Annotated in this window: 9 protein-coding genes and 1 riboswitch; of the genes, 5 read left to right on the forward strand and 4 right to left on the reverse strand. The window is 60.4% G+C overall.

What is annotated here, in order from left to right; all coding sequences use genetic code 11:
- Window positions 1-171: 171 nt before the first annotated feature.
- The 4 genes from FJ398_20190 to cysC all read left to right on the forward strand — a co-directional run bounded on the left by FJ398_20190 (window position 172) and on the right by cysC (window position 3,771).
- Window positions 172-984, forward strand: coding sequence for a sulfate adenylyltransferase subunit 2 (locus tag FJ398_20190; GenBank protein ID MBM3840239.1), 813 nt, complete (start codon window positions 172-174; stop codon window positions 982-984).
- A gap of 31 nt (window positions 985-1,015) precedes the next feature.
- On the forward strand, window positions 1,016-1,336 hold the full coding sequence (locus FJ398_20195) for a hypothetical protein (GenBank protein ID MBM3840240.1): 321 nt from the start codon (window positions 1,016-1,018) through the stop codon (window positions 1,334-1,336).
- A gap of 215 nt (window positions 1,337-1,551) precedes the next feature.
- Window positions 1,552-1,860, forward strand: coding sequence for a hypothetical protein (locus tag FJ398_20200; GenBank protein ID MBM3840241.1), 309 nt, complete (start codon window positions 1,552-1,554; stop codon window positions 1,858-1,860).
- 15 nt (window positions 1,861-1,875) lie between these two features.
- Window positions 1,876-3,771, forward strand: coding sequence for an adenylyl-sulfate kinase (gene cysC, locus FJ398_20205; GenBank protein MBM3840242.1), 1,896 nt, complete (start codon window positions 1,876-1,878; stop codon window positions 3,769-3,771).
- A 38-nt stretch (window positions 3,772-3,809) separates the two neighbouring features.
- On the opposite strand, the gene FJ398_20210 is transcribed toward cysC, so the two are convergent.
- From FJ398_20210 to FJ398_20225, 4 genes are all read right to left on the reverse strand, one after another.
- Window positions 3,810-4,202: a hypothetical protein gene (locus FJ398_20210; GenBank protein ID MBM3840243.1), complete on the reverse strand. Its 393-nt coding sequence runs from the start codon at window positions 4,200-4,202 to the stop codon at window positions 3,810-3,812.
- A gap of 119 nt (window positions 4,203-4,321) precedes the next feature.
- On the reverse strand, window positions 4,322-6,178 hold the full coding sequence (locus tag FJ398_20215; GenBank protein ID MBM3840244.1) for an iduronate-2-sulfatase: 1,857 nt from the start codon (window positions 6,176-6,178) through the stop codon (window positions 4,322-4,324).
- A 51-nt stretch (window positions 6,179-6,229) separates the two neighbouring features.
- Window positions 6,230-7,696 carry a DUF1501 domain-containing protein gene (locus FJ398_20220; protein ID MBM3840245.1) on the reverse strand — a complete coding sequence of 489 codons (1,467 nt, stop codon included), beginning with the start codon at window positions 7,694-7,696 and terminating at the stop codon, window positions 6,230-6,232.
- Window positions 7,697-7,871: 175 nt separating this feature from the next.
- Window positions 7,872-10,055 (reverse strand): DUF1553 domain-containing protein, encoded by a 2,184-nt coding sequence (locus FJ398_20225; protein ID MBM3840246.1) that lies wholly within the window; start codon window positions 10,053-10,055, stop codon window positions 7,872-7,874.
- A 287-nt stretch (window positions 10,056-10,342) separates the two neighbouring features.
- Window positions 10,343-10,482, forward strand: a riboswitch (TPP riboswitch).
- Between the two features lie 80 nt (window positions 10,483-10,562).
- On the opposite strand from FJ398_20225, the gene FJ398_20230 reads away from it, so the two are divergent.
- Window positions 10,563-11,929: phosphomethylpyrimidine synthase (locus tag FJ398_20230; protein ID MBM3840247.1), on the forward strand; the 1,367-nt coding region annotated here is incomplete at its 3' end.

Genomic DNA, 11,929 nt, shown 5'->3' on the forward strand with positions numbered 1-11,929 from the left:
CGTCGCGTATGGGGCAAACTGGAGCCACGGCGCGGGCTCGGAGCACCGAAGCGCGAGAATTGATGCGCAAATTTCCCAAAATTTTTTACCAGCCACTCAACACGTAGCGCAGTACGCTTGTTTTAGGACTAGCCGATTCTGGACGCGAAATTGGCCTTCCGGGAAACTTTCATGGACTATCTCTCGAAACTCGAAAATCAAAGCATCTACATTCTGCGCGAGGCGTTCAACAAGTTCGACCACCTGGCCATGTTGTGGAGCATTGGCAAAGATTCGACGGTGTTGCTCTGGCTGGCGCGCAAAGCGTTCTTTGGCCACGTGCCGTTTCCTCTGGTGCATGTCGATACGACCTACAAGATTCAGTCGATGATCGAATACCGGGATCGGCTTTGCCACGAGTGGAAACTCGAACTCGTGGTCGGCAAGAATGAAGAGGTGCTCCGGAGCGGCGTCACCTACCCGAATGGCAAAGCGACGCGCGTCGAATGCTGCGGCACGCTGAAGAAGGACGCGTTGAAACAGGTGCTGGACAGGCACCATTTCACCGGCGTGATCGTCGGAGTGCGCCGGGATGAAGAGCCGACGCGCGCGAAGGAGCGCTATTTCAGCCCGCGCGACAAAAACATGGAATGGAACGTCGAAGACCAGCCGCCGGAGCTTTGGGACCAATTCAAGACCGATTTCGAAAAAGGCGCGCACATCCGCATTCACCCGCTCCTGCACTGGACGGAGTTGAACATCTGGGAATACATCGAGCGCGAGAACATTCCGGTGATCCCGCTTTATTTCGCCAACGAGAAAGGCGAGCGCTACCGCAGCCTCGGCTGCGCGCCCTGCACGTTTCCCATCAAATCGAACGCCCGGACCGTGCGGGATATCATCGAAGAACTGCGGAATACCAAGACCCCGGAGCGTTCCGGACGCGCGCAGGACAAGGAAAGCGAGGATGCTTTTGAAAAGCTCAGGCGGGACGGTTATATGTGAGCGAGGCAATGAGGATGCCGGTTGAAAGACCATGAGCGAACGAGAAGCGAACCCCGATCAAAGCAAGGCCGCCACGCTGAATGAAGCCCGCGTTGCGTACCACACTGCAGTTCCGGAGGGCGTCTATCCGCTGCGCACACCGGAGGACAGAGGTTGGGCCGAGTTTCGCGACCAGTGCCGGCGCCAGATGCAACGCCCGCTCGAGTTGCGGATCAAATATGGCTTCTGCCGGATGTACAAGCCGGTGCTGGACGACTCATCCTGGCGAGCCTTCAAGTCGATGGCGGAATACCGTGAATGGTGTGCCTCGCATCTTCCTGATTATCTCGGTTTCAAGCCGGCTAAACGGTGAACAGGCCGCAATTCCAACCGGAGCAAGCCCGCGTCATCGCACGTGCTTTTGGCGAGGCCGGAGTCGATTACCTCTTCATAGGGAAAGGGGGCGCGATTCTTCTTGGGTTTCCCGCCATAACGCAGGACGTGGTTGTTTTTCCAGCTCGTTCCGCGGAGAATGGGAGGCGCATTGTCCGCGCTCTGAAGGGGACTGGGTTTGAGATCGAGGAGGATTTGGAACGCGCCATTGTACGCGGAGATGATTTCGTACAGATCAAGACAGGCCCGTTTGACCTGGACTTGGTGTTCGCCCCGGATGGCATCGCCAGTTTTGAGGACGCCAAGGGCCGTTCGTTGAATGTCGAGGGGTTCTGCATTGCTAACCTCAGGGATATCATTGCCAGCAAAAGAGCAAGCGGACGAGAGAAGGACCTTATCGATCTCGCGCTTCTCGAGCGTTTTCGGGAGGAGTACGAGAAGCTCCATAGCACTCCGCTTCGCTCTGCGAAGGATATCGTCAGCGAACCGAAATCCAGCTTCTGATTCCAAGTTCTTCACATGAGTTCACCGACTCCAACCACTGAACAACTCAAAATCGTTATCGTCGGCCACGTGGACCACGGCAAGTCCACGTTCGTCGGCCGGTTGTTTTACGACACGGGCCGGTTGCCTGAAGGCAAGCTGGAGCAACTTCAGAAAATCGCCGAACGCCGCGGCGTGCCCTTCGAGTGGGCGAACCTGATGGACGCGCTGCAATCCGAGCGCGACCAGAACATCACCATCGACACCGCACAGATTTGGTTCCAGACGAAGAAACGGCAATACGTCATCATCGACGCGCCCGGCCACAAGGAATTCCTGAAGAACATGGTCACCGGCGCCGCCAACGCCGAAGCCGCGCTGCTCCTCATCGACGCGAACGAAGGCATTCAGGAGAATTCGCGCCGCCACGGTTACTTGCTGAATCTGCTCGGCATCCGCCAAATCGCCGTGCTCGTCAACAAAATGGATTTGCAGGATTACGCCCAGGCGCGCTTCGCTCAGATCGAAACGGATTACCGGGCCTGGCTGTCCAGCATTGGCGTGCAGGCGAAGGTTTTCATTCCTATTGCCGCCAAGCATGGCGACAACATCGCTTCCCGCAGCCCCAACATGCCCTGGTGGTCCGGGCCAACGGTCCTCGACGTGCTCGATGATTTTAAGGTTTCCGAATTGCCCAAGGATCAGCCGCTGCGCTTTACGATCCAGGATGTCTATCGCTTTGACGAACGCCGCATCCTGGCCGGGCGCGTCGAGTCCGGCACGCTCAAGGTCGGCGACCGGCTCGTTTTCTGCCCGACCAACAAGACGAGCACGGTGAAGACGATCGAACGGTGGAACGCACCCGCCCGCGATTCCGCCACAGCGGGAGAGTCCGTGGGGATCACGCTGGCCGAGCAGATCTTTGTCGAACGCGGCGCGGTCGCGGCGTTGGAAAGCGCGCCGCCTTACGAACTGCCCCGGTTCAAAACACGCCTGTTCTGGCTGGGCCGAAAGCCGTTCCGCAAAGGCGCCGTGTATAAGTTGAAGCTGGCAGCGCAGGAGGTCGATTGCGAAATCGACTCCATCGAGCGCGTGATCGACGCGTCCACGCTTCAGACGTTGTCCCGCCAGCACCACGAAATCTTCGTTGGCCGGCACGAAGTGGCCGAATTGCACCTCCACACCAAACGGCCGGTCGCTTTTGATGCGCACACGCAAATCGTCCCGACCGGGCGTTTCGTGATCGTGGACGGTTTTGATGTCTCCGGCGGCGGGATCATTGTCGAAGACGATTACCCGAAACGCACGGCCGATTCACTTCACAAGAGCAAGAACATCTACTGGAGCGAAGGCAAGGTTACGTCTCGGCAGCGCGCGCTTCGCAACAGGCACTCCGGCGGCGTCGTTTGGCTGACCGGATTGTCCGGCTCCGGCAAATCCACGATCGCGACGGAACTGGACCGGGAGTTGTTCAATCGAGGCCAGCACTCCTATGTGCTCGACGGCGATAAGATTCGTCACGGCCTTTGCCGGGATTTGGGATTCTCTCCGTCCGACCGCAAAGAGAATATTCGCCGCGTCGGGGAAGTGGCCAAACTGTTTGCGGACGCCGGAATCATTTGCATCACCGCGTTCATTTCACCCTATCGCTCCGATCGCAAACTCGTCCGCGATATGCTGACGGAAGGCAAGTTCATCGAAGTTTTCGTGAACGCTCCTCTCGTGGTCTGTGAGCAACGCGACCCGAAAGGCCTGTATGCCAAGGCGCGCGCCAACGAAATCAAAGAATTCACCGGCATTTCCGCGCCGTACGAATCTCCGGAAGCTCCGGAGATCGAACTTCACACCGACCGCCTGAGTGTGGCGGAGTCCGTAGGCCGGATTCTGGAATACCTCCACGTCCAGGACGCCGACAACGCCGTCATGATTTAGTCAACGATTCTCATTTTGGGCTGCATGTAGTCCCGGCTTTAGCCGGCCGACGCGCGAAAACCGGCTAAAGCCGGAACTCCGTGATTTTGGCGGTCATTCTCACCGGTTGATTCGCCGCCGGCTTTGGGGTGATGATCCACCTGGCGAATCAGCGGTGGAATATTGTCGGCATACACCGAGTTCAGGCTGCCTGGGGTCGGCCGTCGGCCGGTCGAAGTCCGCAAGCCGACGAGCCGGACATCAATGAAGAAATCGCTGCTGTTCGCGAGCGACACATTGTGCGCCTGGATCGCGATAACATTTTCACCGGGCGCCAGATATCCAGCCGGCGGAGGCAAAGTGAAGGTCTGACTTTCCAGTCCCGTCTGCCGGGCGACTGGAAAGTCGCCCAGACCAGCAGGCCGGAAAGCCTGCTCTACGTCCGCGTTCATGGAGAGCCTCGACGATTCGGAAATCGCGCATTGGCCCCATGAGCCGACTCGGACAATTTCGTGTTGCATACGAAATTGTCCGCCTGATCGGGTCCGTTCATGGGGAAGGAGCCCTTCGTTCATGGCTTCGGGATCAAGCCCATGTGAATGAACTCGTCGCGGCTCAGGATGCCGTCCTTGTTCGCATCGAAGCGCTCGAAGCGTTGGGGCGCCTGGTCAGGGTCAGGTTGATTTGCGAGGAATTCTTCGCGCGTAAGTTTGCCATCGGCATTGGTGTCTTTGCGCGCAAACAGAGCGGCGCGGTTGGGGTTTGGCTTCGCGGCTGTCGCCCTGGCGGCAGTGATTTGCGGTTTCGCTTCGGGCTGGGCCAGGAGCAATGCGTGCAATTTCTTGACGAGTTTCGGTTCTTCGGCGGCGAGGTTTTTTGTTTCGAGCCGGTCCTTCTTGTAATCGTAAAGCTCGAACTCGGCCGTGCCGGCCGGCGCGCCTGGCTTTTTCCATTCCACCAGGCGATACCGGTCCGTGCGAGCCGCGCGGCCCAGAATCGCGCCGTCGCCGGGACGGCTGCGCGGATAGACATGAAAGACGGCTTCCTTGCTGGCGCGCGACGGTTTCTTGAGCACGGGAACAAGGCTTTTGCCTTCGAGCGGCTGCGGATTGTTCGGGGCTGGCAACCCGGCCAGTTCACACAAAGTCGGGTAAATGTCCACGGTCTCGGCCAACGCGCCGGTGCGGCTGCCCGGCTTCGTAAAGCCCGGCGCGGAGATGATGAGCGGGATGCGAGTGGCTTGTTCGTAATTCGTGTGCTTGCACCACAGGCCGTGATCGCCCAGGTGCCAGCCGTGATCGCCCCAGAGAACTACGATCGTGTTCGAAGTGAGGCCGAGGCGATCCAGTTCGCCGAGCACGCGGCCAAGCTGGGCATCCATGTAACTCACGGCTGCGTGATAGCCGCGAATAAGCGTGCGCGCTTTCTCATCGTCGAGCGGGCCGGTCTGGGGGATATCGGTGTATTGCCTCAACTCGCCCCAACCGGACGGCGCGTATTTCGGCGCGCCCTGCGGCGGCAGGCGCAGCGCCGGCACTTCGAACGACTCGCGGCGGTAAAGGTCCCAGTATTTCTTCGGCGCGCAGAATGGCAGATGCGGCTTCAGGAAGCCGACGGCGAGGAAGAACGGCTGCGCCGGGTTGGCTTTGGCGGACTGCAGCCGGCGAATCGCCTCCTCCGCGATCTTGCCGTCGGGATACGCATTGTCCGGCACGTCTGCGGATTCGTAGGCCGCGCCGCGGGGAAGTTTGGCCGCGTTGGTCTGGTTCGCGAAGAGCGCTTCCTCACGCGTGAGGCCTTGCCGCGCGCGGCTTTCGGGCAGGACGTAGGCGATGGAATTACCTCCGAAGTGCGGCACGCTCCAGGATGCAGCGTCATTGAAATTCCCGTGGCCGACGTGAAAGATTTTCCCCAGCGCCTCCGCGCGATAGCCGTGCCGCATGAAGTACTGCGAGAGCGTGACTGCGTTCGAGGCCGCGACTCGAAAATTCGTGCCGAGATCGTAGATGCCTAAAGTCGTCGGACGCATGCCGGTCATGAGTGCGTTGCGCGAAGGCGCGCAAACGGCTTGATTGCAGTAAGCGCGCTCGAAAAGCAGGCCGCGACTGGCGAGGCGGTCGATGTTGGGCGAGACGATGCGTTTGGCGCCGTAACAACCGAGCAACGGCTTCAGGTCATCGACGCAAACCAGGAGAACGTTGGGTTTGGAGCGCGAGCTTTCGGCGGCGGTGGCGGCGCCGAACAGCGGCGTAGTACAAACAACCACGATCACGAGAGTGGAACATCGAAGGAGATTCACGAAACAGATTCTGCCGAGGAAGGCGTTTGGCTGCAAGCCGCGGGTAAATTCAACAATGCAACAGGAGGCAACGGAGCGAGCAGAGTGACCTCGTTCCCGAACTTCGCCCCTTTCCACGCGCGCCAACATTCGGGATTGAGATGTGCCTTCACCAGCGAATGAGGGATTCACGCGATCGCATCACGCCAGCAGCCGTGTCAGCACGTCGCCCTCGACATCCGTCAGCCGAAAGTCGCGGCCTTGAAAGCGGAAGGTGAGCTTCGTGTGCTCCAGCCCGAGCAGGTGCAGAATCGTGGCGTGGATGTCGTGGACGTGCGCGCGGTAATCAGCCGGCCCGAAGCCCAGTTCGTCGGTCTCGCCGACCACCGTGCCCGCCTTCACGCCGCCGCCGGCGAACCACATCGTAAACGCGTCGATGTGGTGGTTGCGCCCGGTCTTCTCGCGGACTTCGCCCATCGGCGTCCGCCCGAATTCACCGCCCCAGATCACCAGCGTGTCGTCCAGCAGCCCGCGCGCCTTGAGGTCCTTGACCAGCGCCGCCGAGCCTTGATCGACTTCGCGGCAAACCTTTTCGAGGTCTGACTCAAGTGTTTCGCCGGGCCCGCCATGGCTGTCCCAGTTGGCGTGATACAATTGGACGAAGCGCACGCCGCGTTCGATCAGCCGGCGAGCCAGGAGACAATTCCGCGCGAAAGAAGGCTTCTCGTCCTCGATCCCGTACAGCGCGAGCGTCGTCTGACTTTCGCCGGAGATATCGATCAACTCCGGCGCGCTGGCTTGCATGCGATAAGCCATTTCGTAAGCGGAAATGCGCGTGCTGATTTCCGGATCGCCCGTTTCAACCAGCCGGGCCAGATTCAGATCGCGCACCGCTTCAATGGCGCGGCGCTGGCGCGAGGCACTGACTTCGGGCGGCGTGCGGAGATTGAGAATCGGTTCGCCGCCCGATCGCAGCGGCACACCCTGGAAAGTCGTGGGCAGAAATCCGCTCGCCCAGTTCACCGCGCCTCCGCGCGGTCCGCGCGAACCGCTCTGCAGGACGACGAAGCCGGGCAAATCCTGGGATTCGCTCCCCAGGCCATAGGTCACCCAGGAACCCAGGCTGGGCCGGCCAAATTGCCCGCTGCCGGTGTTCATGAACAGCTTCGCCGGCGCGTGATTGAACAAATTGGTCGCGCACGTCTTCACCAGCGTGATGTCATCGACAATCGTCCCCATATGCGGAAACAGCTCCGACACCCAGGCGCCGGACTGGCCGTGGCGCGAGAACTTGCGCCGGGTTCCCAGCAGCGTCGAACGTTTCTTGAACGAGGTGTCCATGAAGGCGAAGCGTTTGCCTTCCAGATAGGAATCGGGAATGGCCTGGCCGTTCAGATCCACCAGCCTGGGTTTGTAATCCCAGAGTTCCAATTGAGATGGCCCGCCGGCCATGAACAGATAAATCACATTCTTCGCCCGCGCCGGATGATGTCCGGCCTTGGGCGCAAAGGGAGTGGCCGATTTCATCGTGCCGGCGCCGAACGAAGCTCGCTCGTTCATCAGCGCCGCCAGCGCGACGCCGCCGAGGCCCATGGCGCAACGGCTGAAGAAATGGCGGCGCGTAATGAAGTGGTGCGCTTCGTTCTGGAAGATGTCGGTCGAGTTCATAAATCAGATCCGATGGGACGATGCCCTGCTTCCTCTCCCCGCGAGGAACGAGTGGGGAGAGGATCGAGGAGAGGGGAAAGCACATGGTGACGCCGCTCCTCCCCCGAACGTCCCCCTCTCCCCCCTCCGAGGAGGAGAGGGAGAATCAAGGTGCAAGGTTCCGTCCGCATTCAAATCATTCGCGTGTGATCGTTTCATCCAAATTGAGCATGACCCGCGACACCGTCGTCCAGGCGGCGAACTGCGCGGCGTCTAGGCCATCGGGAACCTTCTGGGATTTGATCTCATCCGGATGCTCCCGAAGTTCATTCAGCTCCGCGCCCAACACTTGGTTCAGGCGTTCAGCTTCTTTCGAGGTGGGCGCGCGGGCCACGCAAAGCCGGAATGCGTATTCCAATCGCTCGGAATCATTCTTCCCGCACTCGCGCAAGGTCCGCTCGGCCAGCGCGCGGGCAAATTCATAGTAGGCGCCATCGTTGAGCAACGTGAGCGCTTGCAAAGGCGTGTTGCTGCGAATGCGCCGCGTGCACGTGCTGAAGGAATCCGGCGCGTCGAATACCACCAGCGCGGGATGCGGGGTCGCGCGAAAGAAAAACGTGTAAAGGCCGCGGCGATATCGATCCCCGCCCGTGCTGACGTTCCAGTCGCGCTTCAATTGTCCAAGGCTCATGACTCCTTCCGGCTGCGGCGGAAATACGGGAGGGCCGCCGAGTTTGGGCGTGAGCAGCCCGCTCGCGGCCAGGCCGACATCCCGGACCACCTCGCCATCGAGCCGCAACCGGCTCTGCCGCGCCAGCAGACGATTATTGGGATCGATGGCATTCAATTCCGGACGAAGGCGCGAGGATTGCCGGTAGGTGGCGGAGGTCGCAATCAAGCGGTGCAGGGCCTTCAGACTCCAGCCTTCCGCCATGAATTCGGTCGCCAGCCAATCAAGGAGTTCGAGATGCGAAGGCGCGCTCCCTTGCGTGCCGAAATCGTTTTCGGTTTCGACAAGTCCTTTCCCGAAGTACTGCTGCCAGATGCGATTTACCGTGACCCGTGCCAGCAATGGATTCTCGCGCGACACCAGCCAGCGCGCGAAGCCCAGCCGGTTTGGCGTTTCACCGTCTGGAAACCGGTGAAGCACGGCGGGCACACCGGGCTCGACCTTTTCGCCCGGACGCGTGAAATCGCCTTTGATGAAGAAGTGCGTTTCCCGGGGGCGGGAAAGTTCGCGCATCACCAGGGTCGTGTCGATTCTCGGCTTTTGCCGGCGTAGCTTCGCGATCGCGCTTTGATGGGTTTTGTTCGCCGGGGCTTGCTCAACGAATGCCGTCAACGCCACTTGCTTTTGCTCTTCGTTCCGTTTCTCAAATCGAACGTCGAACGCGGCGCGCACTTCTTCGGATTGCGCCTGGCGCTGCGCCGGCGTCAAGGATTGTTCCCACGCCAGCATCCGCTCCCAAATCGCCGGATCTGTTTCAGGAATCCCGCGAAGATACGCCGTGACCTTGGCTTCGATCCTCTCGGCTTGCTCCACCTGCGCCGGGGACGCGACCGGAATGTCGGGTTCGTCCGCGTTGTTCAGGAACGCGAACAAGCGATAGTACTCCTTCTGCGTGATCGGATCGTACTTGTGATCGTGGCACTGGGCGCAACCGACGGTCAGCCCCAGAAACGCCGCGCCCGTCGTGGCCACGCGGTCGAATATCGAATCGATGCGGAATTGTTCTTTGTCAATCCCGCCTTCCTGATTGATCTGGGTGTTCCGATGAAAACCGGTCGCGATCTGCTGCTCCAGCGCCGCGTCGGGCAGCAGATCGCCTGCGAGCTGCCAGACCACGAATTGATCGAACGGAAAATCGCGGTTCAGCGCATTGACCACCCAATCGCGGTAACGCCAGATCGAGCGGGGCGCGTCAATGCTGTAGCCGTTGGAATCGGCGTAACGCGCCACGTCCAGCCACCAGCGTCCCCAGCGTTCGCCATGGTGCGCGGATTGGAGCAAGCGCTCGACGAGCTTTTCGTAAGCGTCGGGCGAAGGGTCTTTGACAAAGGCCTCGACCTCCGCCGGCGCAGGCGGCAAGCCGATCAAGTCCAGATAAGCGCGGCGCACGAGGGTGGGGCGATCGGCTCCGGGCGCCGGTTCGATCTTCTCCTTCTCCAGCCGCGCTAGAACAAAGCGATCTATCGCGTTGCGCGGCCAACTCCGCTTTTGAACCGAAGGCATGGCGGGTCTCTGCGGCGCGATGAACGACCAATGCTTCGCGCGGGCCTCTTTGCCTGCCGGGGTTGCGGCGCCGACCGAGCAGATCGCGAGGCCAACCCAGAACGCCCAAAGCAAGCATCGGCACAAAGGCAGAATCAGTTGTCTCACGCGGAAAACTTATCCAATTCGACCGATCGGATCAACAGCGCATCCGGCCGGGAAACCTTCAGTCCTTAATCCACGAGATCAGTGATCGCGTCCACGTAGCGCAGAGTTGCACTCTGCCGTACCGCAGATTTGGAATCTGCGGCACGCCGGCCAATCCGGTCCGGTCGAGTGAGTTTGTCGCGCAGCCGACTACAAGTCGGCGACACGGCAGATTGAAAATCTGCGCTACACCTTAACCGGGTTACCCGGACCGATATTGACACGCCTGATCCGGCGTCCCATTGTTACCCTTGTTCCAGGGGAGCTGACCGGTTTCCCGATGGCAGATCGGCGCACGAAACGGCTGAGAGTCTGGCGCGGGAGCGCGAGAGACCCTTTGAACCTGAACCAGGTAATGCTGGCGAAGGGATTGCCCACCTTCCAAGGCGTTTCCGGGTTCGAACATCGCCTGAGCGGCGGCAAACCGCTCCGTGATTTGAATCTGAAAATCTCCAATCTGAAATCACTATGATCGCCACCAAAGAGTCCTTCGAACCGCACAGCACTGAGCCCTTGCCCAATTCGCGCCGCGTTTATGTCTCGGGCAAACTGCATCCCGACGTCCGCGTGCCCCTGCGCGAGATCTCGCAGGCGCCGACGAAATCCTTCAACGGCCAAATCGAAGAGAACGAACCCGTCCGCGTGTACGACACCAGCGGTCCCTGGGGCGATCCGGATTTCAAGGGCACAGTTGAAGAAGGTCTGCCGCCGTTGCGCCGCTCCTGGATTTTGGCCCGCGGCGACGTTTCTGAATACGAAGGCCGCGAGGTCACCGCCCGTGATGACGGCTGGCTTTCCGACGCGCACCAGCGTCACGCCGCCAAGCGGCAGGATCCGACCAACTTCAAACTCGAAACCCGAAACCCGAAACCCCGCCGCCTCTTGCGCGCGTCGGCAAGCCATCCCGTGACGCAACTCTGGTACGCCCGCCAGGGCATCATCACGCCCGAAATGGAATTCATCGCCATCCGCGAAAACCATCGGCTGGGCAATTGGCGATCGGCGATTGGCGATCTGCGAAATGACAACCTCCGCAACGACCTTCACAAACAACACGCTGGCAGTTCACAATTGGCTATCGGCTCATCGTCCTCAGCTATCGGCTCATCGGCTTCGGCTATCGGCTCATCGGCTTTGGCTACTGGCTCATCGGCTATCGGCTATTCTGAATACGCGCCCAGCGTATTCCGCCGCTTCCCCCAACGCATCCCGGCTGAAATCACTCCCGAATTCGTCCGCTCCGAAGTCGCCGCCGGCCGCGCCATCATCCCGAACAACATCAATCACCCCGAGTCCGAGCCGATGATCATCGGGCGCAACTTCCTCGTGAAAATCAACGCCAACATCGGCAACAGCGCCGTGGCATCGTCCATCGAGGAGGAAGTCGAGAAGATGCGCTGGGCCACCAAATGGGGCGCGGACACCGTCATGGACCTCTCCACCGGCAAGAACATCCACGCCACGCGCGAATGGATTCTGCGCAACTCGCCCGTGCCCATCGGCACTGTGCCGATCTATCAGGCGCTCGAAAAAGTCGGCGGCAAGGCCGAAGACCTCACCTGGGAACTCTTCCGCGACACGCTCATCGAACAAGCCGAGCAAGGCGTGGATTACTTCACCATTCACGCCGGCGTGTTGCTGCGCTTCGTGCCGCTCACCGCGAACCGCATGACCGGCATCGTGTCGCGCGGCGGCAGCATCATGGCCAAATGGTGTCTCGCGCATCACAAAGAGAATTTCCTCTACACCCACTGGGACGACATCTGCGACATCATGGCCGCCTACGACGTCGCGTTCAGCATCGGCGACGGCCTGCGTCCCGGCTCGATTGCCGA

The sequence above is a fragment of the Verrucomicrobiota bacterium genome, from assembly GCA_016871535.1.
Taxonomy (GTDB): domain Bacteria; phylum Verrucomicrobiota; class Verrucomicrobiia; order Limisphaerales; family SIBE01; genus VHCZ01.

Excerpts from the sequence above, each read along its gene's own strand:
- FJ398_20190 (MBM3840239.1), top strand. The coding sequence starts at position 172 with ATGGACTATCTCTCGAAACTCGAAAATCAAAGCATCTACATTCTGCGC.
- FJ398_20195 (MBM3840240.1), top strand. The coding sequence starts at position 1,016 with ATGAGCGAACGAGAAGCGAACCCCGATCAAAGCAAGGCCGCCACGCTG.
- cysC (MBM3840242.1), top strand. The coding sequence starts at position 1,876 with ATGAGTTCACCGACTCCAACCACTGAACAACTCAAAATCGTTATCGTC.
- FJ398_20210 (MBM3840243.1), bottom strand. The coding sequence starts at position 4,202 with ATGAACGCGGACGTAGAGCAGGCTTTCCGGCCTGCTGGTCTGGGCGAC.
- FJ398_20215 (MBM3840244.1), bottom strand. The coding sequence starts at position 6,178 with ATGTTGGCGCGCGTGGAAAGGGGCGAAGTTCGGGAACGAGGTCACTCT.
- FJ398_20220 (MBM3840245.1), bottom strand. The coding sequence starts at position 7,696 with ATGAACTCGACCGACATCTTCCAGAACGAAGCGCACCACTTCATTACG.